Below are 25,041 nucleotides of genomic sequence, written 5' to 3' on the forward strand. Positions count from 1 at the left end.
TTTAAGCCCTCATTCACAATTTTATCACAAGTGAATGAAGGCTTTAAATATTTTTACTTAATTCATATAAAACTATTGAAGTTGCAACAGAAGCATTTAAAGATTCTGTATTACCTTTCATTTTGATTGTCAATATTAAATCAGCACTTTTTTCAAAATTTTCATCTATTCCATTAGATTCATTACCAATTATTAAAGCAAAACTATCTTTTAGATTAATACTATCTAAAGATAATCCTCCTTGGGGTTTTGTTACAACTATCTTTATATTGTTACTTTTCAAAAAGTCTATTGCTCTTTCTGAATCAATTGATCTTACAATTGATAAATGAAAAATGGATCCCATCGAAGACCTTATCACTTTTGAATTATAAATATCAACACTTCCTTTTGTTGATAGAATATTTGAGAATCCAAAAGCACTACAAGTTCTTAATATTGTACCAAGATTCCCAGGATCCTGTAAATTGTTTAATATAACTATATTATTTGATTTTTTCAGAAGTTCTATATCAACATCAATATAGTTAATAATAGTAAAAATACCTTGTGAACTTATTGTATCACTAATATAATCAGATATATTATCACTAATTAAAATAACTTCAAATTTCTTATCCTTATCAGATAATAATCTATTGTAAATTTCAGAATAATTTTCTACTGCACTTTCAGAAAACAAAACATGAGATATAAAATCTTTTTTATGCATAAGAGCTTCAAAGAGAAGTTTTTCCCCTTCGGCAATAAAACTTCTCTTTTGGTCTCTATATTTTTTAATTTCAAGCTTTTTTATTTCTTTTATAAGAATATTATCTTTACTTTTAATTATCTCCATAAATATCTTCCTAATTTAAATTATTAGGACTTTTTTGCAATTTCAACTAATTCTGCAAAACCTTTTGGATCATTAACAGCCATATCAGCTAATACTTTTCTATTAAGACTTATTCCAGCCTTTTTTAAGCCATTCATAAATTTGCTATATGATAAACCATTTTGTCTTGCAGCAGCATTAATTCTTGTAATCCATAATTTTCTGAAATCTCTCTTTTTAAGCCTTCTACCAATATAAGCATATCTTAAAGATCTCATAACAGCAATATGTGCTTGTTTAAAGATCTTACTCTTTGCTCCAAAATAGCCTTTCGCTAATTTAAGATATTTTTTATGTCTTTTTCTTGATCTAACTCCGTTTTTAATTCTCATTGTGACTCCTCCATTCTAAAATTTGTTTACATATATGGTAATAACTTTTTCATAGCGTTTTGACTAACACTATTTACAACTGCAGTCTTTTTAAGATTTCTTTTTCTTTTTCGAGTTTTACTACTTAATAAATGGCTTTTACCAGCTTTTTTTCTAAGATATTTTCCGCTTCCGCTTATTTTTATTCTCTTAGCTGTCCCTCTATGTGTTTTCATTTTTGGCATAATAGCTTCCTCCTTAAGAAAATTATTGTTTTGGTATAATTATCATACTCATATTTTTACCTTCGAGCTTGGGTTTCTTTTCAATAGTTCCATGGTTTTCTATAAGTTTAGCAAACTTTTCAAGAAGTTCTTCACCAAGTTCAGCATGTTGTACTTCTCTACCTCTAAACCTTATTGTAACCTTTACCTTATCTCCGTCTTGAAGAAATTTTATTGCATTCTTAGCTTTAACATTAAAATCATGATCTTCAATTGTGGTAGTCAGCCTTATTTCTTTTACATTAATAATTCTTTGATTTTTACGAGCTTCCTTTTCTTTTTTTGATAGCTCAAATTTGTATTTGCCATAATCCATAATTTTACATACAGGCGGAACTGCTTGTGGAGCAATCTTAACTAAATCAAGCTTCCTTTCCTCAGCAGCTTTCAGAGCATCTTTGATATTCATAATACCTAACTGAGCTCCATTTTCATCTATAACCCTTACTTCTTTATCTTTAATCTGTTCATTAATCAATAATTCTTTGTTATTTATATCTATTCACCTCCAAATAATAAAATAATTAATAAATATAAAAAAAGTGGATAGAAGCATAGTCTACCCACTTCGGTTCTTAATAATAAATCCGAAATATTAACCCATCAAGATATGCTTGATAAGGTGAGAAGCGATAGACTTCTACTTCATTTATAAATATTAACATTGATAGGATAGCACAATATAATTAGTTTTGTCAAGTTTTTTATTGTCCTTCTATCCATGCATTAATAATATGATTTATCTTATAATCTTTATTTTCAAAATATATCTCTATAATATCAAATCTGCACATTTTATCTGTTAATTTGTTTTTAACTAAATACCATTTTGCTATATTAATTATTTTTTGTCGTTTATAATAATTTACTGATTCTGCCGGTAATCCATATTTTAGGTTTTTTCTTGTTTTTACTTCAATAAAAATATATGTATTATCCTTTTCACATATTATATCTATTTCGCCAATAGGACATCTAAAATTTCGGTCTATGATTTTGTAATTTTTTTTTAATAAGTAATTGCAAGCAATTGTTTCTCCATTATAACCAATTTTTCTTTTATTATACAAAATATTGCACCTCTACTAATTCTTTTTGTTATCAAGATAACCAATATAGATTAATATCTGAGCAACAGTTTCAAACAAGTCTTCTGGTATAAACTGATTAATGTCTAATTTGTATAACTGTTCAGTCAACTGTGGATCTTGATATGTTTTTATGTTATATTTCTTAGATTCTTCAATTATTCTATTGGCTGTATATCCTTGGCCTTTTGCAATTACCTTAGGTGCATATTCTCCACTTTTATATCTAAGTGCAACTGCTTTAAATTTCTTATTCATGCTTTTATACCTTTAAATCTATTTTTGATATTTCATTATTATCAATCATCATTCCAATAACAAGATTAGAAATACAATTCTTTGAGATTCTATATTCAATTCTAATTTCTTTGTTATTTGATCTTAACATTTCTAACAATATATTTTTATTATAATTAAAATAATTGTAAATTTCGAAGTTTTCTAATAAAAATAATACATTATAATGTCTATTATTCATCTTTTTAACATAAAAGGATACTTTCCCAAGATTATCGGTATTAACCATTACAGCTATTGACTCAATTTTAGCATAATCCCTTTTTTTATTGTTTTCTTTAATTACTAAATTAATATTGCCATTGTACCTCTCAACTATATTCTGATTATTAAGAATATAATAATTGTAGTTATCTTTTGTAATTATAAATCCTTTTTCAATATTATTTTCTAAGACATCGTTCCTTTCATCTTTTATAAATAATGTTTTTATTTTCTCATCTTTTATTTTATACAATAAAAAAACATCACTTAGGCTTTTAATTTCACTATTATTTTTCAATCTACTCAACAAATGTAGCAAAGATTTATTTTCATCATTCTCAAAGTCTATATTTTTTATATATTTTAAAAACTTATTCTTTTCGTTAATAAATTCTTCTTTTATTATTGGTTTTTTGTCAATTACTAATCCATAAGCAGTATACATATCAATATTATTTTTTATTTCCACATTAACATTTTTAAATAAATTTATTATTTTCTGTTGGCTATCATTACTATTAAAAATGATACTAACAATTTCATTATCAAATTTTAATAAAGCTGGTCCTTGATAGTCAAAAGGTAGATTATATTTTATTTGTTCTACAAGATTATTATCAAAAAACATAGATATTGTATTATTATTATTTTTTATAAATACTTCTATTAAATCATGACTATCAATTGTTTCAAAAATATCATTATTGAAATATATTTTGGGAATATCTATCTTTGTTAAATTATTATTAATTATCTTAATATCGCCTTTGTTTACCTTACTATTTATTGAAAGTTCTTGTCTTAATACCTTATAAATATATTTCCCATCCCTTATATCAACTAATTTCAACAAAATATCTTGCCCTTCTTCAAAATTCAAATCAGAAGTATTTAGTGCTGTTATTACTTGTCCATTAGTTGATATTGTTAATTGATCTTTATTTATAGTTAGTATTTTACCATTAATTAAACTAGTTTTATTTTCAAAAGTATTGTCAATTATATTAAATAATATTTTACTTATATTATTAAAAATTATTTCATTAGAATTTATATTATCCAAATAGCTCACCCTAATATTTTTTTAAGGAATGATTTTCTATGAATAGGACATGGTCCATATTTTTTAATAAGATCTATATGAAGCTTTGTCCCATAACCCTTGTGTTTTTCAAACATATACTCAGGATACAGCTTTGCCATTTTTTCCATATAATTATCACGTGCCACCTTGGCTAAGACAGAAGCACATGCAATACTATAAGATTTCATATCGCCTTTAACAATTGCACGTTGATTAATTCCTAAATTAGTAATGTCGTTTCCATCTATAATTATTATATCGGGTTCTATTTTAAGAGTTTTTATAGCATTTGACATGGCTTGTAATGTTGCATTTCTAATATTTATTTGGTCTATCACGTTATTATCAACACTTATTATTGAATACGCTAATGCATTATTTATAATTTTATTATAAAGCTTAACTCTTTTTTCTTTTGTTAGTTTTTTTGAATCTCTGATACCTTCAATTATATTGTCCTTATCCATAATAACTGCTGCAGCAAAAACTGGTCCTGCAAGCGGCCCTCTCCCTGCCTCATCAACACCACAAATCAATTTATATCCTTCCTTGTTAAGTTCATTTTCAATTGAAAAATATTCTTCAATGCTATATTTCATCTAATGTGATCCTCCCAATTCTACCCTTCCTAAAATCATCTAATAACAATAAAGCAGCTTTTTGAGTATCAATCTCTCCTCCTTTAATTATACATCCTCTTTTCCTGCCAATTTCAAGCAATAGCTGTTGCCCTTCAATAAGGCTAAAATCAGTTTTGTATTTTTGGTTAAATATTTTACTGTAATTATTTTTTAATAAAGTTGCTAAATAAATAGCTATTTCTTCTGGGTTATAAAGTTCATCTTTAATACTTCCAATGGCACACATTTTATATGCTGTATCTATATCATCTAACTTTGGATATAATATGCCAGGAGTGTCTAATAATTCGAAGTAATCATTTACTTTTATCCATTGTTTTGACCTAGTAACGCCTGGTTTATCACCTATTTTAGCTTTTGAAGCATTAGAGATTTTATTTATCAATGTAGATTTCCCTACATTCGGTATCCCAATTACTGCAAATCTAACTATCTTTCTTCTTCCCTTATTTAAATAGCTTTCTATCTTTTCATTTACTAATTGGAAAGATGTTTCAAGTATCTTTTTTATATTTTTCCCAGACAAACTATCTATTTCAATAGCTTTATAATTATTTATATTTAAAAAATTAATCCATTCCTTTGTTTTATTGCTGTCTGCTAAATCAGATTTATTAAGTAAATATAAAGATGGCTTATCATGAAAAATCTCTTCAAGTTCTATATTTCTTGTACTTTTTGGTGCTCTTGCATCAAGCATAACTAAAAATAGATCAACAAGTTTATTAAGTTGACTTATTTCCTTTTTTGCTTTTGCCATATGTCCAGGATACCAATTTATATTCAAATTTCTATTACCTCCTTAAAAATAAAGAGACTAAGCTTATAAGCATTAGTCTCTTTAGGTTAGCCTTTTTGATTTGTGTCAACCAACTCTTTAATCTTTGCAGCTTTACCAATCTTTGTTCTGATGTAATATAGTTTTGCACGTCTAACTTTACCACGACGAACAACTTCGATTTTTTCAAGTCTTGGAGAGTGGATTGGGAATACCCTTTCAACACCAACACCGTAAGAAATTCTTCTTACAGTAAATGTTTCGTTAATCCCTGTTCCTCTTCTTTTGATAACTAATCCTTCGTATGCTTGAACTCTTTCTCTGTTTCCTTCAATAACTTTGAAATAAACTTTAACAGTATCACCAGGTCTAAACTCTGGTATGTCTTTTTTAAGCATTTCGCTTTCAATTTCTCTAATGATGTTATTCATTCTTTCCCCTCCTTCCATTATAGTTGTTCATATAGCTTAAAAAAAGCTATAGCGGAGCAACCGTATTCCCAGCAAACATGAGTATTATATCATAAACTTTTCTTGTTCACAATATTTTATAAGAAGTTTCATATCTGAATCACTAAGTTTGGATTTTTTTATTATATCAGGTCTTTTTTTAATTGTACGTTTTAATCTCTGAATACGACGCCACTTTTCAATTTCTTTATGGTTCCCATTTAAAAGAACAGAAGGAACATTTAAACCCATGAATTCTTCTGGTCTTGTATATTGTGGATATTCAAGTAACCAATTTTCTAATGATTCATCTCGATGTGATTCTTTTTCAATAACACCATCAACAAGTCTTGAGATTGCATCAATTAATATTAATGCAGCATACTCACCACCTGTTAAAACATAATCACCAATAGATATCTCATCAGTAACAATCAAATCAATTATTCTTTCATCTATGCCTTCATAATGTCCACATATAATAACTAATTCTTCTTCACGTGAAAGCTCTTTTGCAAGTTCTTGGTTAAAAAGCTTCCCTTGAGGGGTTAAGTATATAACTCTTTTTGTTTTCTCACTTTTAATATTTTGGAATGCATCATATAAAGGTTGTGGACTCATAACCATACCAAATCCACCACCATAAGGATAATCATCAACTTTTTTATGTTTATTTTTTGTATAATCCCTAATGTTATATGCTTCAATTGTAATTATTTTCTTTTCTTTTGCTCGTTTTAATATGCTAAAATCAGTTCCGTTTAGAATTATCTCTGGAAATAAGGTTAATATTTTAAAATTCATCAATTAATCCCTCTATTAGTTTTATTTTCATATACCCCTCTTCAATATTTACTTCAGAAACTATATTTTTTAGTGCGGGAATCAAAATTTCCTTTTTTTCTCCATTTATAACATAAACATCGTTACTTCCAGTTTGGATAACATCTGTAATGTTACCCAAATATCTACCATTTAGCTCATATACTTTTAATCCTATAATTTCACAAATAAAGAATGTATTCTCAGGTAACTTTTTAGCTTTTTCTCTTTCTACTACTAAATATCTATTTTTCAATTTTTGTGCATCATCAATTGTATTAATTTCATTAAACTTTACAATAACAATATTTCCTTGTTGTCTAAAACTTTGAATTGAAAGTTTTGTACTTAAATCATCTTCTAATAAAACATAATCTATTTGACCAAATCTATCAATTTCATCTGTTAAAGGAATAATTTTAACCTCACCTTTTAACCCAAAAGTATTTACAATCTTTCCAACCTGTAAATATTTATACAAAGTAATTTCCTCCTTTACAAAAAAGAGTTAGGAAAACCTAACTCTTTTATTGGAGAATTTCAACAATAACTCTTTTATTTTCTTTTGTGGCAGCAGCTCTTACAACTGTTCTAAGAGCCTTTGCAATTCTACCTTGTTTACCAATTACTTTTCCCATGTCTTCTGGTGCAACATGAAGCTCAATTATTACTGATTGTTCTCCATGTATTTCATTAACTCTTATCATTTCTGGGTGGTCAACAAGTGATTTTGCAATTAATTCTACTAATTCCTTGAGCACAGAAATCTCCTCCTTAGGCTAGATTATTGTATAATCCCAGCTTTTTTTAGTAATACTTTTACAGTGTCTGTTGGTTGAGCACCATTTTTTAGCCACTTATTTGCCTTTTCAGCATCAATCTTAATTTCTGCTGGATTTCTCAAAGGATTGTAAAAACCAATTTCTTCGATAAATCTACCATCTCTTGGACTTCTTGAATCAGCAACTACAACTCTATAAAATGGGTTATCTTTTGCACCCATTCTTTTTAATCTTATTTTAACAGCCATTTTTTCACCTCCTAACAATAATTTTTATTTATTACATGAAAGGAAATTTAAATTTCCCTTTCTTAGCTATTTTAGGATTTGAGAATTGTTTCATCAATTTTTTCATATCATCAAATTGCTTTAAAAGTTTATTTATGTCTTGTACCTGTGTCCCACTTCCTAAAGCAATTCTTCTTTTCCTGCTTGAGTTTATAATTGAAGGATTTTCTCTTTCTTTTAATGTCATTGAATTAATAATTGCTTCAATTTTTTTAAGTTCCTTTTCACCTTCATCTAAATTTGCATCTTTTTGTATTTTAATACCTGGAATCATAGAGATAACAGAAGATAGTGGCCCCATTTTCTTTATCTGTTTTAATTGTTCAAGAAAATCATTCAAATCAAATTGCATACTTTTTAATTTTTTCTCAAGTTCTTCTGCCTTTTTCTGATCAAATGCTTCTTGAGCTTTTTCAATAAGGGTAAGAATATCACCCATACCAAGTATTCTTGAAGCCATTCTATCTGGATAAAAAGGTTCTAAATCATCCATTTTTTCGCCCATTCCTGCAAACTTAATAGGTTTTGAAGTAACTGCTTTAATTGATAATGCAGCCCCACCACGAGTATCACCATCTAATTTTGTCATTATAATGCCATCAATTCCAAGTTTTTGATTAAAGGAATCTGCAACATTAACTGCATCTTGTCCTGTCATAGCATCAACAACTAAAAGTATTTCAGTAGGCTCAACATTTTGCTTAATTAACTGAAGCTCATACATCAATTCTTCATTAATGTGAAGCCTTCCTGCTGTATCTATTATAACTGTATCATGCCCATTTTTCTTAGCGTATTCTATACCATTTTTTGCTATACTAACAGCATTCTTGTTGTTGTAATCAGCATAGCAAGAAACCTCTACTTTTTTTGCTACAATCTCTAATTGGTTTATAGCGGCAGGTCTGTAAATATCACAAGCAATTAATAATGGTTTTTTGCCTTGTTTTTTAAGATTTAAAGCAAGTTTGCCAGATGTTGTTGTTTTACCAGAACCCTGTAAACCTACCATCATATATATTGAAAACCCTTTTGGGCTTGCTTTTAATTTAGTTTCATTTCCACCTAAAAGAGATACAAGTTCATCATGAACAATTTTAATTACTTGCTGACCAGGTGTTAAACTTTCTAATACTTCGCTTCCTATTGATTTTTCAGTTACTTTATTTATAAAATCCTTAACAACCTTAAAATTAACGTCAGCTTCTAATAATGCTAATTTTACTTCTTTCATAGCTTCTTTTATATCTTTTTCAGTAAGTTTACCCTTGCCTCTTAGTTTCTTGAAAACATCCTGTAACCTTTCAGATAGGTTTTCAAATGCCATTTTTCGCCATCTCCTGAATTTTATTTATAATAATTAAGATTTCATTATCGAAATACTTATTGTAAATCTTATTAAGGTCTTCTAATATTTCATCTATATATCTTTTTTGATTAAGATATCTTTCTACTAAATGAAGCACATTTTCATATTGGATTAGCTGTTCCTCAGCTTTTTTCACAAAATCATGTACACCTTGTCTTGATATACCTAAATTTTCTGAAATTTCACTAATTGATAAATCTTCATTAATGTATAGTTCAATAATTGTTTTTTGCTTAGGTGTAAGTAGATTTTTATAAAAATCAATTAAAAGACTAATATATATTTTTTTGTCCATAATATTCTTCCTTCTGTAAAGTAACTTTACTTGACATTGATATGATACAACAAAAATATTTTTTTGTAAACATTTTTTTAAAATTTAGAATTATACTTGACCATTAAAATAGTTTATAATACTATCAAATATGAAAATAATAATTTAGGAGGTTTCTTTATGAAAATTATTGATGAAAAAGGAAGGCTTTTTAAGGTAATTAATTTATTTGATTTAATTATTATTGTACTAGTTTTATCAATAACAATTGCAGGCATTATTAAGTTTTCAAAACATAGTCCAACAGAACAAAATAATCTCCAGAGTAATATCAACGTTAAAATAGTTCCTGGTGAAGCTCTCATTAATGTAAAAATTCCTCTTACATTACCCGAATATGCAAAAGCTTTAAAGGTAAATGATAAATTAGTTAGTGGAGACAACTTTACAAACTCATATATAAAGGATATTAGAATTGAAAAAGGACAATATATTACCACCAATCAAGATGGTAAAATAATAGTAAATACTCATCCTCAGAAAGTAGATGTCTATCTTACATTATATGGTTATGTAACTTTTAATGGTGCAACAATAAAATTAGATAAACAAACAGTTAGAATTGGTAAATCGATATTTATAAAAACAAATACAGTAGAACTTAATGGAACGATTAATGGTATTCAAATTATTAAAAAGAATGATTAGGTGAGAAAATATGATAAAAAACAGTATAACATATAAGCTTTTTCTTAGGATAATTTATATAATTAAATTAAGCTATATTGTTTCTTTCTTTAAAAATTTAATCAATTATTCAAAATATTCATGGATTTATTCAATATTTTTAAAGGAAAATGAAGGCTTCAACATAATTAATAAGTCATTTTTTGTTAGTTTATTTAAATTAATTGCTAATTTATTGTTTAAAATAATGATCATCATTGCTAATCCCTTTATCAGATGGGCTAAATATAGTAGTATTATTTTATCAGTAAACGAAAATAAAAATTTAATTAAATATAAACCTTTCATGTTTCTATTTATATATACATTTATTTTTGAAATTGGATATATAATAAGTGGATATTTAAGCAAAAATGTGGATCCATATACTCTTGTTTATTTGTCAAGCTCTGTAATTATATTTATGATATTAAGGAATATAACATTAAATAGTTTTGTTAATACTGTTAAAAACAGTATTTTTTATCATATAATTAAAATAATTGTTTCATGAAGGTGGAAAAATGAATAAAAAATCTTTATACATAATGTCATTAATTATCTTTATATTAGGTCTTTTATCTGGCTTTATATCAATAAAATTTTCTTTAACAATTATAGCTTTATTAGCCCTATTAATTATTATTTTTGAAGATCCTTCTCGTCTTCTTTACATTGTTGCATTATATGGGTTTATTGATTATTTATTTAGGAATATTCCAGCAATAAATCAGTTTTCATCTTTTTGGGATGAATTGCTTTTTGCTCTTATAATTTTTGCTTGGCTAACAAAATTAATATATAGTAGAAAGTTATTAATAAGATTTACTCTTATTGATATCTATATAATTATTTTAATTTTAGTTTCTCTATTTTTACTGTTAATGCGTTCTCCTGATCTCAAAATAGCAATTGAAGGCATTAGAGTTGTTATTGAATATGCTTTATGGTTTTTTGTAGGACTTAATTTAATGAAAAATGCAAAACAATTTAATAATATTATTTCTATTTATATATTTATGATCTTCTGTATATCTTTATATGGAATATATCAATATATAATAGGTGTTGAAATACCTTCTTCATGGATTGATAGCAGCCGAGAAACATATATAAGAACAAGAGTTTTTTCAATTATTGGCAGTCCTAATGTTTTAGGTAGTTTACTAGCAATGACAATCCCAATATCGTTATCATTAGTATTTTACGAAGAAAATATTAAAAAGAAGGTATATTATGTAATTGCTACTTTATCTATGATAATAACACTTGCATTCACATTTTCAAGGGGGGCTTGGCTTGCCTTTATAGTTTCAATGCTTATATATGGTATATTTAAAGATAAAAGAATCATTTATATGCTATTTTCTATTATATTTATTATACCTGTTGTTGCACCATCTATCCTTCAAAGAATACTATATATGTTAAGTCCACAATATGCTCAAAGCAGTGCAAAAGGTGGTAGAATTTTAAGATGGACTTATGCTTTTAATGTTTTTAAAGAAAATATACTCTTTGGTGTTGGATTTGGAAGGTTTGGAGGTGCAGTAGCAAAAAGAAATATTCCAAACTCGTTTTATGTTGATAACTTCTATTTGAAATCTGCATGTGAAATGGGACTAATTGGATTGATTGCATTACTTTCATCATTTATTGTAGGAATTATAATAGCAACTCGAATTGTTAGAAAGGCTAGGAATAGTTATCTGAGAAATATTGGAATGGGAGTTATAATTGGGCTTGTAACATTGCTTCTTCACAATTTTGTTGAGAATATCTTTGAAGTTCCAATGATGACAACATATTTTTGGCTTTTCTTAGGTTTCGTTGCTTCAATAAAATTTATTGATACAAATGCACAGGATGAATCATATGGAGGTTAAAAATTAATGCCTTTTGATGGATTATCATTAAACATATTAACTAGCGAATTAAATGAACTACTACTTGATGGTAAAGTTGAAAGAATCTATCAACCTAATCAATATGAGATTAATATTTTTGTTTATAAAGGTGGAAATAATCATAGGCTTATTATATCTGCAAATCCTTCTTTACCAAGAATATATATATCAAAAAAACCAAAGAAAAATCCAGAAGTAGCACCAAATTTTTGTATGCTTTTAAGGAAAAACCTACTTGGAAGTAAAATTATATCAATATCTCAAGTTGGGTTTGAAAGAATAATAAAATTTGAGTTTGAAACTAAAAATGAATTAGGCGATGTAGTTTCAAAATATCTAGTTTTTGAAATGATGGGCAAGCATAGTAATATCTTTTTTATTAATAGCCAAAATAAAATTATTGATGTTATTAAGAGAATATCTCCTGAACAAACCTCAAGACTTGTTTTACCTGGCAACGAATACGCACTACCGTCTGTTATTAAAACAGACCCAAATAATATAAGCTATAATTATTTTTATGAAATATTAAAAAATTCTAAAAAGTCGTATGAAAATACTTTAATTGATACTTTTTCGGGTTTATCAAAACAAATTGCTAGTGAAATTGTCTTGCATGCACAAGTTTTTAATTCTACAATTGATGAAAATGAAAAGATAAAAAGGATTTTTAATAAATTTGAAGAAATATTAGATTATATAGAAAAAAAAGAAAAGAAACCTATTATTTATATAGATCAAAACAAAAAACCTATTGATTTTTACTTTTTAGACCTTAATATATATAAAAATTATTCTAAGATTGAATTTGAATTTCTAAATGATTGTATTGATCATTTCTATTCAATAAAAGAAGATAATATTTACCTAACTGAAAAGAAAAGTCATCTCAAAAAAATTATTGAACAAAATTTTGAAAAAGTGATAAATAGATATGAAATAAATAAAATAAAGTTAGAAGAAGGAAAAGATGCAGATAAATATAAAATTTATGCTGATTTATTATTTTCGAATATAAGCAATGCAAAAATAATTGATGGTAATGCTGAAGTAATTGATTATTATTCTGAAAATTTAAAAAAAATACTTATTCCAATTGATAAGAGTAAATCAATATCAGAGAATGCTCAAATTTATTATAAAATGTTCAATAAACTAAAAAACGCATATAATTATGCACAAAAAGAAATGCATATTCTTGAACAAGAAATAGACTTTTTAGGTAGCCTTGATGCTATTTTAGAATCTTCAATAGATTCAGAAGGTCTTGAATTAATTCAATCAGAACTTGAAAAAGAAGGACTCATAAAGATAAATAAATCAAAAAAGAAAGCTAAAGAAATTTCAAAACCTTATCACTTTGTAAGTAAAGATGGTTTTCATATATATGTTGGAAAGAATAATATTCAGAACGATTATTTGACCTTAAAATTTTCTTCGACAAACGATTTATGGTTTCATACACAAAAAATACCTGGTTCACATGTTATACTTAAAACAGAAGGAAAAGAAATTCCTTTTACAACAATATTAGAGTGTGCACAATTATCCGCATTTTTTAGTAAGGCAAAATTATCAACCAAAGTACCAGTAGACTATACTTTTACTAAATATATTAAAAAACCACCAAATTCAAAACCGGGCTTTGTTATATATGACAATTTTAAGACAGTAATTATTGACCCTCCAAGTAATTTAGACAATTTTAATAAGATTGATTAAGGACATAATTAGTTGCTTAAAATATAACTAATTATTATACAGGAGGGATTTTTAATGCCGCGTGAGGGTAATTGTGTGGTTGCTCAGTCTGGTGGACCAACAGCTGTCATTAACGCTTCATTGCTTGGTGTTATTGAAGAAGCAATGAAGCAACATCCTATCAGGGCTATCTATGGTGCTAAAAACGGTATTATTGGACTTATTGACGAGGAATTATATGATCTAAGAATGGAAGACCCAGAAGAATTAAAACATCTCAAATACACCCCAGCTTCTGCTTTAGGTTCTTGTAGGTATCAATTAAAACCATTTGAGCATGACGAGAAGGATTATGCAAAGATATTTAATGTTTTTGATGCACACAATATAAAATATTTCTTTTATATTGGTGGCAATGACTCAATGGATACTGCTGATAAACTAACGCGTTATGCACAAAAGATAGGTTACGATATCTGTATTATGGGTATACCTAAGACAGTTGATAACGATCTTGTTTTAACTGATCACTGCCCTGGTTATGGTAGTGCTGCTAAATTTATTGCTACTTCAGTTATGGAAATAGCAAGAGATGCAGTTGTTTATCCTACTAATATTGTGATGATAATAGAAGTTATGGGTAGAAATGCTGGTTGGCTTGCTGCTGCATCAGCACTTGCAAATAAAGATATGGGGGCTCCTGATCTTATTTACCTTCCAGAAACTCCATTCTCAATTGATAAATTTGTTGAGGATGTTAGAAATATTCATAAGAAAACTGGCAAAATAACAATTGTTGTTTCAGAAGGTATTAAAGATAAAGATGGTAAATATATTGCAGATATGAGTCATAAATTTGGTATTGATTCATTTGGCCATGTTCAGCTTGGTGGTGCTGCATTTGTTCTTGAAAGTATTGTAAGAGATGAAATTGAAAAAAGAGTTAAATCAATTCAATTTAATGTTCTTCAAAGAAGTGCTGCACATATATTGTCAAAAACTGATGTTGAAGAAAGTTATATGGTAGGAAGAATGGCTGTTAAATATGCTGTTGAGGGGGCTTGCGGATATATGGTATCTATTAAGAGAGATAGCAACACTCCATATTCAAGCTCAACAGAACTAATTGAACTAAGCAAAATTGCAAATGCTGAAAAATTGGTTCCTTTAGCATGGATTAGCCATGATGGCAATTATGTTAAAGATAATATATTAGACTATATTGCACCATTAACTGAAGGAGAAGTTGATATAAAATTTGAAAGAGGCATCCCTCGTTATGCAAAACTCAGAAAAATAATGGTTCCAAAAAAAGTTATGTAAAAAAGGCTGCAACTGGTGCAGCCTTATTTTTTATTTATTACTACACTATCATTTTCATAAGAAACAACAAATGAATCATTTTGTTTTATCTTTCCCTCTAATATTGCTTCTGATATCTTATCTTCGACCATACTTTGAATTGCTCTTTTAATTGGCCTTGCTCCAAAAACTGGATCGTATCCTTTTTTTGCGACTGCTTCAACTAAACTTTCAGTCCATTCAAAATTATATTCACTATTTTTTAATCTATCTTTTAAGTTATTCAATAGAATTTCTACTATCTTTTTAATATCTTCCTGATCTAATGGATGGAAGACAATCATCTCATCTATTCTATTCAAAAATTCAGGCCTAAATGTTTTTTTCAGTTCACCCATTACATTATCTTTTATTTGCTCATAATTTCTTTGTCTTTCATCCTCTGAAGTTGAAAAACCTAATTTTTTTGGATTAGTAATCAAATTAGCACCTAAGTTAGAAGTCATTATAATAACAGTATTCCTAAAGTTAACAACACGTCCTTGAGAGTCAGTTAATCTACCATCATCAAGAATTTGAAGCAACAAATTAAATACATCAGGATGAGCCTTTTCAATTTCGTCAAATAGTATTACTGAATATGGTCTTCTTCTAACTTTTTCAGTTAATTGGCCACCCTCTTCATAGCCTACATATCCTGGAGGTGATCCAATAAGTTTAGAAACATTAAATTTTTCCATATATTCTGACATATCTATTCTAATCATTGCATCTTCTGATCCAAATAATGCTTCAGCTAAAGCCCTTGAAAGTTCTGTCTTACCAACCCCTGTTGGCCCTAAGAAAATAAATGATCCTATTGGTCTTTTTGGATCCTTTAGACCGACTCTACCACGTCTAATTGCTTTTGACACAGCTTTAACAGCTTCATCTTGGCCAATTACCCTTTTGTGAAGAACCTCTTCAAGTTTTAGTAATCTTTCAGATTCGTCTTCTGTCAGTTTATTTACTGGAATACCTGTCCAGCTTGAAACAATATATGCAATATCATTTTCTGTAACAATTCGTTGTGCTTTTTGTTGATCATTAGTCCATGTATTTCTTACTTTATCTAATTCTTCTTTTAGTTTTAGTATTTGATCTCTAATTTTAGCTGCTTTTTCATATTCCTGTAATTTAATAGCTTCTTCTTTTTCTTTTTCTAATTTCTCCAATTTTTCTTCATGTTCTCTTACATGTGGAGGCAAAGTATACATTTGCAACCTAACCCTTGATGCAGCTTCATCAATAAGGTCAATTGCCTTGTCTGGTAAAAATCTATCAGTTATATATTTAGTTGAAAGCTCAACAGCTGCATGAATAGCTTCATCAGTTATTTTTACACCATGATGTGCTTCATACTTATCTCGTAATCCTTTTAATATTAATATTGATTCTTCGTTTGTAGGTTCACCGACTGTTATTGGTTGAAATCTTCTTTCTAATGCCGAATCCTTTTCAACATGCTTTCTGTACTCGTCTAATGTTGTTGCACCAATAACTTGTATTTCACCTCTTGCTAATGCAGGTTTTAAAATATTTGAAGCATCAATAGCTCCTTCAGCTGCACCTGCACCAATAATAGTATGCATTTCATCAATAAATAATATTACATTCCCAGTTTTTCTAACTTCGTCCATTGCTTTTTTCAGTCTCTCTTCAAATTCACCTCTAAATTTTGAGCCTGCTACCATTGCTGATAAATCTAATGTAACAACCCTTTTATTTCTTAATAGTTCTGGAACATTTCCTTCAACAATTTTTTGAGCTAAACCTTCAACAATAGCTGTCTTACCAACACCTGGCTCTCCAATTAAGCAAGGATTGTTTTTTGTTCTTCTTGAAAGTATCTGAATAACCCTTTCTATCTCTTTTTCTCTACCAATGACTGGATCTATTTTGCCTTCGAGAGCTAATTGTGTTAAGTCCCTACTAAATTGATTTAGTGTTGGTGTATTTTGTGTTTGAAAATTAACAGGTTGTGTACCTTGACCTTGTGGAATATTTTTTGCATCTTCATTTAAAAGCTTCATTATCTCATCGAACAATCTTTGAGGTTCAACTCCCAAATCTGCAAGAACTCTTACAGCAACACTTTCTCCTTCTCTCATTATTGCAAGTAATATATGTTCTGTTGAAATATAATTACTACCTAATCTTCTTGCTTCCATAAAAGCAATTTCAAATACCCTTTTTGTTCTAGGGGTAAAGCCTGTCGGAGGTTGAGGTAATTGATAATCTCCTCTTCCAATTAATTCCTCTATTTCTTCAATAACCTTGTCTTCTGTAACTCCTTGGCTATTCAAAACTCTAGCAGCAATTCCACCACCTTCTCGAATTAGCCCTAATAATATATGTTCTGTACCAACATAATTATGACCAAGTTCAGCAGCACTTTGTTGAGCAAGCATAATAGCTTTTTCTGCTCTTTCTGTAAATCTACCCTGAAACATTTGTAAGCCCTCCTTTTTTATAGTGTTCTTTTTATAATATCAGCTCTAGCTATATCTCTTTCAATTGGAGTCATCTCTCTTGCATAATATTCTTGCAAAATTGCTGGTTGCACAAAATTTATTAATATGTTAGTTTTTTCTATGGTTGTTTCTTTAATTATACCCAGATCAATGCCTAACCTAACATCAGATAACAACCTTAATGCCTCATTTGATGAGATACTTCTTGCATATTTTAAAATGCCATATGATCTATATATCCTATCTTCTAAAGCAATTTTATTTTCTTCAAATATCTTTCTTCTTGCTTGTTTTTCTTGTTCAATTATTTGGTTTGTTATTGATATTAGATTTTGTATTATATCCTCTTCAGTTTGACCAAGTGTTATTTGATTTGATATTTGATAAAGGTTCCCAATTATTTCGCTACCTTCTCCATAAAATCCTCTAACTGTTATTCCTAATTTAGTAATTGTTTCTGTTATGTTTTTCATATATCCTAATAGTGTTAACGCAGGCAGATGTAACATGAATGATGCTCTTAAGCCTGTTCCTACATTAGTTGGGCAAGAAGTTAAATATCCCCACATTTCGTCATAAGCAAAAGGAAGATTTTTTTCAAGGATATCATCTACCTCATTTGCATCTTGCCAAGCCTTTTCTATATTACTTCCTTGATATAAAGCTTGGATTCTTAAATGATCTTCTTCATTTATCATAATACTAATTGTTTCTGACTCATCAATAGCAACAGCACTTTTTATTTTAGAAGATGCAAGATTGGGAGAAATTAAATGTCTTTCTATTAAAACTTGTTTTTTTATTTTATTTAAATCTTGTATCTCTAGAAACTTATATATTCTTGATTTATTATTGTTTAATACATCTTTTACTTTATTAATAACTACTGAAGCATCATAATCATTCATTTTTTGAGTAAATGGCACATCGCTTAAATTTCGTGCTAATCGTACTCTGCTACTTAAAACTATCTCTTCCATGAAAATCACCTCGATTGTAACCTATTTTCAAGTTCTTTTATCTTATCACGTAATGTTGCTGCTTTCTCATATTCTTCATTTTTAATTGCAATATTAAGCTCAATTTTTAGTTTGTCTATTTCTCTTTTTATTGATAAGTCAGTTCCTAATGATGCTGGTATTTTTCCAATATGCTTAGTATTTCCATGAATTCTTCTTAATATAGGATATAATTTTTCTGAAAAAGAACTGTAACACATAGAGCATCCAAATTTACCGCTTTGAGTAAACTCATCAAAACTCATACCACAACCCTTGCATATTGGGGTAGTTTTGTTAAGTTTTTCAGTTTTATAACCTAATGTTGGTTCAAAAAAACCTGACAAGAAATTAGCTATTGAAAAAGGGGTATCAAATTCAAGTCCTCCTTTTGCTTTTGCACAAACTTCACAAAGGTGCATTTCTGTCTTAACACCATTAATAATTGATGTATAATGAACTGTCGCAGGATTTTTATTACAATTTTCACATAGCATTTAAAACACCACCTATATTTTATAATTAACCAATTAAGATATTTAATTAACAATAAGAATAATACCTAATTGTTTAGTAAATTTATAATCATATTCTTCAATAAAAATGCCCTGAATTCATCTTTATTATCACTTATAATATTAAGAGTTTTATCATTTGTTACAACCTTCATAAGAAGGGCTTCTCTTTCAGTAACAAAATTATTTTCATAAAGACAGTCAATAATTGAATTAGCTGCATGTTGCGTTAATGAATTATTAATTGAATTAATAAGATTTTCGACAAAATTATTATTATCATCTATGCTTATTTTCATTATTCTAATAGAGCCACCACCACCACGTTTGCTTTCAATATAATATCCCCTCTCTAATGTAAAACGAGTTGATAATACATAATTTATTTGTGATGGTGCACATTTGAAATATTGAGCTAATTCATTTCTTTGAATTTCAATTTCTCCATCTTTACTATTTAATAGTTCTTTGATGAATGTTTCAATTATATCGGATAATTTTGCCATTTTATACCCTCCAATAAAGGTTGACTTTGACTTTCTTTGACTACTAATATCATTTTACATTTTTTTTAAAAGAAAATCAATATTTATTGTTTAATTTTCAATAACGTTTATAATAAAATTATAGTTCTAATTTATATGACACTAATTTAAGAAAGGGTATAACATGACAAAAAAGTATATTATTATTTCTTTAATATTTATTTTATTATTATCTGCTTGTTCAAATAACAATATTGTTAAACGAAAGGATAATTTTTATAACAGCAAAAAATCTTTCCAGAAATCTAATTTAGAAGATATTAATAATTCACCTATAAAAAACGTGGTTAATAATACCAAAAACGATATTAAGAGTAATACTGATATATCACCAAATAAAGACCTAAATAATAAGATACAGAGTAAAAATAAAGCTGTTCCTGAAAAATCAGATTTTACTGAGGTGATTAATGATGTCTATAAAACACAGTCAAATGTAATTCATAAAAATGTAAAAAATAAAGTTGTATATATTACAATTGATGACGGTCCATCTATTATTACACCTAAATTCCTTGAAATTTTAGATAAATATAAAATCAAAGCTACTTTCTTTGTAGTAGGCATTAATTGTTTGAGATACAAAGATTATTTAAAAGAAATAGCAAGTAGTGGACATTCAATTGGCAATCATTCATATTCACACAAATATAATATTATATATAAGAATGCCAGTCAGTTTTATAACGAATTTTATAAAACTCAGAATATTATTTATACTATTACTGGTATTTGGCCGAAGATAATGCGTTTCCCAGGTGGTTCGTCTAATAAAATTACTCCAGAAATTGAAAAGGCTCTTATAAGGTTAAATTTACAATATTATGATTGGAATAGCATAACTGGTGATGCCAACCCAAAAACTATTAAAGTAATGACTAGTGATGATGTCGTAAAAAATGTTTTTTCAAATTTTAAATACCAAGATAAAATAGTTATTCTAATGCATGATAGCCCAAATAAAATATTTTCTTTAAATGCACTGCCAAAAATTATAGAAAGATTTAAAGCGTTAGGATATTCTTTTGATAAACTTACAGAAGATGTATCACCTATTCATTTTTCAAATGGTATTGTAAAAAATAATGACAATAGAGATGAAACTATTCAAACTTTTTCTGAAGTAAATAAAGAGGTATACAAATCTATATATAATGATGTGGTAAAAGATGTTTATAGCAGTGTTTATCAAGAAATATATAGATAAAAAAGTGGCACAATGTGAAATGTGCCACTTTTTTTTATTCAGCAGTAAATGGTAATAGTGCAATCATTCTTGCTCTTTTTATAGCAGTTGTTAGCTGTCTTTGATGTCTTGCACAATTTCCAGTAATTCTTCTTGGTTGAATTTTTCCTCTCTCTGTTAAAAATCTTTTTAATTTATTAACATCCTTATAATCTATATCATAAACTCTTTCAACGCAAAATGAGCAAACTTTCTTTTTCTTTTTTTGCCTGCTTTGAACCTTTTCATTTGCATTACCTGTTTGATTTTGAGACATAACATTACCTCCTTTCAGTTATTAAAATGGAAGATCATCTTCTGGAGTATCGATAGGTTCCTCATAAAAGCCTTCTAACTCACTATCTATTAATTTGCTTGTATCTTCCTTTATATAATCGTTTTTATTGGATATATTTTCTTCTTTTGGTTTTGAGTCAGCAAAATATATTTCATCGGCAATTACTTCTGTAATAAAGTGCCTTTGATTTTCTGCTTCCCAACTTCTAATTTGTAGTTTACCAACAACTACAATCTGTCTCCCTTTTTTTAAGTAATTTTCAGTAAATTCAGCCAACTTACCCCATACAACAACAGGAATAAAATCAGCATCAGGTTCATTATCTCTTTTATACCTTCTATTTACTGCTAAAGTAAAATTAGCAACAGTATTATTATTAACAGTTCGTCTTATTTCAGGGTCGCGGGTTAATCTTCCCATTAATAATACTTTATTCAAAATGCCGCCCCCTTATTATTTATCCAATTTAACTATTAAAAATCTTATAAAACCATCTGTTATTCTGTAAACCCTTTCTAATTCCTTTAGAAGGTCTGGCTTTGCAGTAAATTGAATAAGAACATAGTAACCTTCAGTATGTTTGTCAATCATATAAGCTAATCTTCTTTTACCCCATTCCTCAATATTATCAATCTGACCATTTGAAGAAATTAATGTTTTTACCTTTTCGATAAGATTATTTCTTGATTCATCATCAAAATTTGGGTTTACAATAAATATTGTTTCATATTTTCTTTCCATACGTTTCACCTCCTTATAGACATATGGCCCCATTAAAATGGAGCAAGGAAATAGCAAGATGTATTTTATCATATATTTTTCATAATATCAACTATAATGTTCTTATTCTAAACAAAAAGTTGGCAATACACTGCCAACTTTATATATTTTTTGATATTATATCTCCCATTTCAGTTGTGGTTACGTACGTGTCTTTACCAAAGGAAAGATCTTTTGTTCTATATCCTTCTTTCAAGGCTATTTTAACAGCATTTTCAATTGCATCAGCTGCACTATTTAATGAAAAACTGTATCTTAACATCATTGCAGCTGATAATATTGTTGCAATTGGATTTGCTATATTTTTACCTGCAATATCAGGAGCTGTTCCATGTATAGGTTCATATAAACCATTAGTCCCTTCACCGATTGAAGCTGATGCTAAAAGACCAATTGATCCTACTATCATTGATGCTTCATCAGATAAAATATCTCCAAACATGTTTGATGTTACAATAACATCAAATTGTGAAGGGTCCTTTACAAGTTGCATTGCTGCATTATCTACATACATATGATTAAGTTCAATATCAGGATAATTTTTAGCTACCTCTTCAACAACCTGACGCCACAACCTTGATGATTCAAGTATATTTGCCTTATCAACAGACGTAACCTTCTTTTTTCTTTTTCTTGCTGCTTCAAATGCAACCTTTGCAATTCTTATTATTTCTGGAACAGAATATATCTCTGTATCATATGCTCTTTTTGTTCCATTTACATCTTCAATTCCCTTAGGACCAAAGTACATCCCGCCAATTAGTTCTCTAACAACCAAAATATCTATACCTTTTTCAACAATATCACTTCTCAAAGGAGATGCCGATTTTAATTCATCAAATAATATAGCAGGACGCAAATTAGCATAAACTTCAAGTCCTCCACGTAATTTTAGTAGTGCTTGCTCAGGCCTAAGATTTCCAGGTAAATTATCCCATTTAGGCCCTCCTACTGCACCTAATAATGTTGCATCACACTTTTTTATTAACTCAAGATTTTCATCTGTAATTGGGACACCAAATTTATCAATTGAAATACCACCTACATCAAAGAAGCTGAACTCAAATTTTATATTATACTTTTCAGAAACCTTATTTAAAACCTTTATTGCTTCATTTATCACTTCTGGTCCTATTCCGTCACCTGGTAGTACAGCAATTTTATACATATTATTTTTTCTCTCCTTTAACATATGAAATTAATCCACCCATTTTCATAATATCTTGCATAAATTGCGGAAATGGTTTTGCTATATATTCTTCATTTTTTGTGAGGTTCTTTATCTTTCCATTTATCAGATCAACATCAAGGTTATCTTGATCTGATATACTATCAACTGCTTCTGGACATTCGATAATAGGTAGACCTATATTTATAGCATTTCTATAAAATATCCTTGCAAATGATTTTGCAATTACACATGAAATACCACTTGCTTTTATTGCAATTGGTGCATGTTCACGAGAAGAACCACAACCGAAATTTTTACCTGCAACTATAATATCACCTTTATTAACTTTGTTTACAAATTCCTTATCTAAATCTTCCATACAATGTTTAGCAAGTTCATTTGGATCAGAAGTATTTAAATATCTAGCTGGAATTATAACATCAGTGTCAATATTATCATAATACTTATGAGCCTTACCGTTAAATATCATCTTATTCTTCTCCTTTCAAACCAAGTTCTTCTGGCGATGCAATATATCCCAATATTGCAGAAGCTGCTGCAACTGCAGGTGATGAAAGATATACTTCACTCTTTGGATGCCCCATTCTTCCAACAAAATTCCTATTTGTTGTTGCAAGTGCTTTTTCACCCTCTGCCAAAATACCCATATGTCCTCCGAGGCATGGCCCACAAGTTGGAGTTGAAACAGCACAACCGGCATCAATAAAAATTTCAATAAGGCCTTCTTTTAAGGCTTGCATATAAATATTTTGTGTAGCAGGGAATACAATACATCTTAATCCTTTTTTAACTTTTCTTCCCTTGAAAATCTTTGCTGCTATTCTTAAATCTTCAATTCTACCATTCGTACAGGAACCAATAACAACTTGGTCGATATAAACATTTTCAGCAATTTGATCTATTGTTTTTGTGTTTTCTGGTAGGTGTGGGAAAGCGACTGTAGGTTTTATTTTTGATAAATCTATTTCGATAACTTTTGAGTATTTTGCATCTTTATCAGCAGTATATATTGAATATTGTTTACTTGAATGTTTTCTTACGTAGTCAATTGTAATATCATCAACTTCAAATATACCATTTTTAGCACCTGCTTCAATCGCCATATTAGCAATAGTAAATCTATCATCAATTGAAAGATACTTTAATCCTTCTCCTGTATATTCCATAGAACTATATAAAGCTCCATCAACGCCAATCATTCCAATTATATGAAGAATTACATCTTTCCCAGAAACCCAGCCTGTTTTTTTGCCATATAAAACAAATTTAATAGCTTCAGGCACTTTAAACCAACATTTTCCTGTTGCCATTGCTGCTGCCATATCAGTTGAACCTATTCCAGTTGAAAAAGCACCTAATGCTCCATATGTGCAAGTATGGGAATCAGCACCAATAACTAAATCTCCTGGCACAACAAGACCTTTTTCAGGAATTAAAGCATGCTCAATACCCATTTCCCCTATTTCAAAGTAATTTGTGATATCATGTTTTTTTGCAAATTCACGAATGAATTTACATTGTTCAGCCGACTTAATGTCTTTGTTAGGAGTAAAATGATCAGGCACAATTGCAATTTTATCCTTATCAAAAACCTTTTCAGTTCCAATTTTATCAAATTCTTTAACTGCAACTGGAGTAGTAACATCATTTCCAAGAACTAAATCAATATTGGCAAATGTTAAATCTCCCGCTTCAACATGTTTTTTCCCGGCATGATTTGCTAGTATCTTTTGTGTCATAGTCATTGACATATTCATAACACCTCTAACATTTTTTCTAATATTTTAAGTAA

Annotated in this window: 32 protein-coding genes and 1 other annotated feature; of the genes, 6 read left to right on the plus strand and 26 right to left on the minus strand. The window is 28.5% G+C overall.

Annotated elements, in window-relative coordinates; all coding sequences use genetic code 11:
• Window positions 1-43: 43 nt before the first annotated feature.
• The 16 genes from ACAG39_02845 to ACAG39_02920 all read right to left on the minus strand — a co-directional run bounded on the left by ACAG39_02845 (window position 44) and on the right by ACAG39_02920 (window position 9,568).
• On the minus strand, window positions 44-838 hold the full coding sequence (locus tag ACAG39_02845) for a TrmH family RNA methyltransferase (protein MEZ0536172.1): 795 nt from the start codon (window positions 836-838) through the stop codon (window positions 44-46).
• 23 nt (window positions 839-861) lie between these two features.
• Window positions 862-1,209 carry a 50S ribosomal protein L20 gene (gene rplT / locus ACAG39_02850; protein MEZ0536173.1) on the minus strand — a complete coding sequence of 116 codons (348 nt, stop codon included), beginning with the start codon at window positions 1,207-1,209 and terminating at the stop codon, window positions 862-864.
• Window positions 1,210-1,235: 26 nt separating this feature from the next.
• Window positions 1,236-1,433 (minus strand): 50S ribosomal protein L35, encoded by a 198-nt coding sequence (gene rpmI, locus ACAG39_02855; protein MEZ0536174.1) that lies wholly within the window; start codon window positions 1,431-1,433, stop codon window positions 1,236-1,238.
• 22 nt (window positions 1,434-1,455) lie between these two features.
• Window positions 1,456-1,950: a translation initiation factor IF-3 gene (gene infC, locus ACAG39_02860; protein ID MEZ0536175.1), complete on the minus strand. Its 495-nt coding sequence runs from the start codon at window positions 1,948-1,950 to the stop codon at window positions 1,456-1,458.
• A 50-nt stretch (window positions 1,951-2,000) separates the two neighbouring features.
• Window positions 2,001-2,124 (minus strand) — a sequence feature (ribosomal protein L20 leader region).
• Between the two features lie 52 nt (window positions 2,125-2,176).
• Window positions 2,177-2,542: a YraN family protein gene (locus tag ACAG39_02865; GenBank protein MEZ0536176.1), complete on the minus strand. Its 366-nt coding sequence runs from the start codon at window positions 2,540-2,542 to the stop codon at window positions 2,177-2,179.
• A gap of 15 nt (window positions 2,543-2,557) precedes the next feature.
• Complete coding sequence (locus tag ACAG39_02870) at window positions 2,558-2,818, minus strand: EscU/YscU/HrcU family type III secretion system export apparatus switch protein (protein MEZ0536177.1); 261 nt, start codon at window positions 2,816-2,818, stop codon at window positions 2,558-2,560.
• A gap of 4 nt (window positions 2,819-2,822) precedes the next feature.
• On the minus strand, window positions 2,823-4,124 hold the full coding sequence (locus ACAG39_02875) for a hypothetical protein (GenBank protein MEZ0536178.1): 1,302 nt from the start codon (window positions 4,122-4,124) through the stop codon (window positions 2,823-2,825).
• Window positions 4,125-4,129: 5 nt separating this feature from the next.
• Complete coding sequence (locus tag ACAG39_02880; GenBank protein MEZ0536179.1) at window positions 4,130-4,744, minus strand: ribonuclease HII; 615 nt, start codon at window positions 4,742-4,744, stop codon at window positions 4,130-4,132.
• The gene (gene ylqF, locus ACAG39_02885) at window positions 4,734-5,573 is read right to left on the minus strand and encodes a ribosome biogenesis GTPase YlqF (GenBank protein MEZ0536180.1); all 840 of its coding nucleotides are present in this window, start codon (window positions 5,571-5,573) and stop codon (window positions 4,734-4,736) included. Before ylqF ends, ACAG39_02880 begins: the two co-directional genes overlap by 11 nt.
• Before the next feature lie 59 nt (window positions 5,574-5,632).
• Complete coding sequence (rplS, locus tag ACAG39_02890) at window positions 5,633-5,995, minus strand: 50S ribosomal protein L19 (protein MEZ0536181.1); 363 nt, start codon at window positions 5,993-5,995, stop codon at window positions 5,633-5,635.
• An 84-nt stretch (window positions 5,996-6,079) separates the two neighbouring features.
• A complete protein-coding gene (trmD, locus tag ACAG39_02895) occupies window positions 6,080-6,817 on the minus strand; it encodes a tRNA (guanosine(37)-N1)-methyltransferase TrmD (GenBank protein ID MEZ0536182.1) in 738 nt (245 codons plus the stop codon).
• Window positions 6,807-7,316 (minus strand): ribosome maturation factor RimM, encoded by a 510-nt coding sequence (gene rimM / locus ACAG39_02900; protein ID MEZ0536183.1) that lies wholly within the window; start codon window positions 7,314-7,316, stop codon window positions 6,807-6,809. The genes trmD and rimM overlap by 11 nt, the downstream gene beginning before the upstream one ends.
• Before the next feature lie 46 nt (window positions 7,317-7,362).
• On the minus strand, window positions 7,363-7,596 hold the full coding sequence (locus tag ACAG39_02905; GenBank protein MEZ0536184.1) for a KH domain-containing protein: 234 nt from the start codon (window positions 7,594-7,596) through the stop codon (window positions 7,363-7,365).
• 23 nt (window positions 7,597-7,619) lie between these two features.
• Complete coding sequence (gene rpsP, locus ACAG39_02910; protein MEZ0536185.1) at window positions 7,620-7,865, minus strand: 30S ribosomal protein S16; 246 nt, start codon at window positions 7,863-7,865, stop codon at window positions 7,620-7,622.
• 31 nt (window positions 7,866-7,896) lie between these two features.
• Window positions 7,897-9,231 carry a signal recognition particle protein gene (gene ffh, locus ACAG39_02915; GenBank protein MEZ0536186.1) on the minus strand — a complete coding sequence of 445 codons (1,335 nt, stop codon included), beginning with the start codon at window positions 9,229-9,231 and terminating at the stop codon, window positions 7,897-7,899.
• Complete coding sequence (locus ACAG39_02920) at window positions 9,221-9,568, minus strand: putative DNA-binding protein (GenBank protein ID MEZ0536187.1); 348 nt, start codon at window positions 9,566-9,568, stop codon at window positions 9,221-9,223. The genes ffh and ACAG39_02920 overlap by 11 nt, the downstream gene beginning before the upstream one ends.
• Before the next feature lie 159 nt (window positions 9,569-9,727).
• Here ACAG39_02920 and ACAG39_02925 point away from each other — a divergent pair, with 159 nt between their 5' ends.
• From ACAG39_02925 to ACAG39_02945, 5 genes are read left to right on the plus strand one after another with little or no spacing between them, the layout of a single operon-like run.
• A complete protein-coding gene (locus ACAG39_02925) occupies window positions 9,728-10,255 on the plus strand; it encodes a DUF4330 domain-containing protein (GenBank protein MEZ0536188.1) in 528 nt (175 codons plus the stop codon).
• Between the two features lie 10 nt (window positions 10,256-10,265).
• Window positions 10,266-10,787 carry a hypothetical protein gene (locus ACAG39_02930; GenBank protein ID MEZ0536189.1) on the plus strand — a complete coding sequence of 174 codons (522 nt, stop codon included), beginning with the start codon at window positions 10,266-10,268 and terminating at the stop codon, window positions 10,785-10,787.
• 10 nt (window positions 10,788-10,797) lie between these two features.
• Complete coding sequence (locus tag ACAG39_02935) at window positions 10,798-12,159, plus strand: O-antigen ligase family protein (protein MEZ0536190.1); 1,362 nt, start codon at window positions 10,798-10,800, stop codon at window positions 12,157-12,159.
• 6 nt (window positions 12,160-12,165) lie between these two features.
• Window positions 12,166-13,902, plus strand: coding sequence for an NFACT family protein (locus ACAG39_02940; protein MEZ0536191.1), 1,737 nt, complete (start codon window positions 12,166-12,168; stop codon window positions 13,900-13,902).
• A gap of 54 nt (window positions 13,903-13,956) precedes the next feature.
• Window positions 13,957-15,204: a 6-phosphofructokinase gene (locus ACAG39_02945; GenBank protein MEZ0536192.1), complete on the plus strand. Its 1,248-nt coding sequence runs from the start codon at window positions 13,957-13,959 to the stop codon at window positions 15,202-15,204.
• 23 nt (window positions 15,205-15,227) lie between these two features.
• Here the strand turns inward: ACAG39_02945 and ACAG39_02950 are convergent, their stop codons facing one another.
• The 4 genes from ACAG39_02950 to ACAG39_02965 all read right to left on the minus strand — a co-directional run bounded on the left by ACAG39_02950 (window position 15,228) and on the right by ACAG39_02965 (window position 19,715).
• Window positions 15,228-17,675 carry an ATP-dependent Clp protease ATP-binding subunit gene (locus ACAG39_02950; protein MEZ0536193.1) on the minus strand — a complete coding sequence of 816 codons (2,448 nt, stop codon included), beginning with the start codon at window positions 17,673-17,675 and terminating at the stop codon, window positions 15,228-15,230.
• Between the two features lie 17 nt (window positions 17,676-17,692).
• Window positions 17,693-18,676, minus strand: a complete 984-nt coding sequence (locus ACAG39_02955) for a protein arginine kinase (protein ID MEZ0536194.1) — start codon at window positions 18,674-18,676, stop codon at window positions 17,693-17,695.
• A 5-nt stretch (window positions 18,677-18,681) separates the two neighbouring features.
• Window positions 18,682-19,191 (minus strand): UvrB/UvrC motif-containing protein, encoded by a 510-nt coding sequence (locus ACAG39_02960; protein ID MEZ0536195.1) that lies wholly within the window; start codon window positions 19,189-19,191, stop codon window positions 18,682-18,684.
• A 65-nt stretch (window positions 19,192-19,256) separates the two neighbouring features.
• The gene (locus ACAG39_02965; GenBank protein ID MEZ0536196.1) at window positions 19,257-19,715 is read right to left on the minus strand and encodes a CtsR family transcriptional regulator; all 459 of its coding nucleotides are present in this window, start codon (window positions 19,713-19,715) and stop codon (window positions 19,257-19,259) included.
• A gap of 163 nt (window positions 19,716-19,878) precedes the next feature.
• Here ACAG39_02965 and ACAG39_02970 point away from each other — a divergent pair, with 163 nt between their 5' ends.
• Window positions 19,879-20,961 (plus strand): polysaccharide deacetylase family protein, encoded by a 1,083-nt coding sequence (locus ACAG39_02970; protein MEZ0536197.1) that lies wholly within the window; start codon window positions 19,879-19,881, stop codon window positions 20,959-20,961.
• Window positions 20,962-20,995: 34 nt separating this feature from the next.
• Here the strand turns inward: ACAG39_02970 and rpsR are convergent, their stop codons facing one another.
• The 6 genes from rpsR to leuC all read right to left on the minus strand — a co-directional run bounded on the left by rpsR (window position 20,996) and on the right by leuC (window position 25,006).
• A complete protein-coding gene (gene rpsR / locus ACAG39_02975) occupies window positions 20,996-21,256 on the minus strand; it encodes a 30S ribosomal protein S18 (protein ID MEZ0536198.1) in 261 nt (86 codons plus the stop codon).
• Window positions 21,257-21,277: 21 nt separating this feature from the next.
• A complete protein-coding gene (locus ACAG39_02980) occupies window positions 21,278-21,715 on the minus strand; it encodes a single-stranded DNA-binding protein (protein MEZ0536199.1) in 438 nt (145 codons plus the stop codon).
• Between the two features lie 15 nt (window positions 21,716-21,730).
• Window positions 21,731-22,018 carry a 30S ribosomal protein S6 gene (gene rpsF, locus ACAG39_02985; GenBank protein ID MEZ0536200.1) on the minus strand — a complete coding sequence of 96 codons (288 nt, stop codon included), beginning with the start codon at window positions 22,016-22,018 and terminating at the stop codon, window positions 21,731-21,733.
• 139 nt (window positions 22,019-22,157) lie between these two features.
• On the minus strand, window positions 22,158-23,225 hold the full coding sequence (gene leuB, locus ACAG39_02990; protein ID MEZ0536201.1) for a 3-isopropylmalate dehydrogenase: 1,068 nt from the start codon (window positions 23,223-23,225) through the stop codon (window positions 22,158-22,160).
• Between the two features lies 1 nt (window position 23,226).
• Window positions 23,227-23,718 (minus strand): 3-isopropylmalate dehydratase small subunit, encoded by a 492-nt coding sequence (leuD, locus tag ACAG39_02995; GenBank protein ID MEZ0536202.1) that lies wholly within the window; start codon window positions 23,716-23,718, stop codon window positions 23,227-23,229.
• Window position 23,719: 1 nt separating this feature from the next.
• Window positions 23,720-25,006 (minus strand): 3-isopropylmalate dehydratase large subunit, encoded by a 1,287-nt coding sequence (gene leuC / locus ACAG39_03000; GenBank protein ID MEZ0536203.1) that lies wholly within the window; start codon window positions 25,004-25,006, stop codon window positions 23,720-23,722.
• Between the last annotated feature and the right edge of the window lie 35 nt (window positions 25,007-25,041).

Source organism: Caldicellulosiruptoraceae bacterium PP1 (assembly GCA_041320695.1).
Lineage (GTDB): Bacteria > Bacillota > Thermoanaerobacteria > Caldicellulosiruptorales > Caldicellulosiruptoraceae > JBGGOQ01.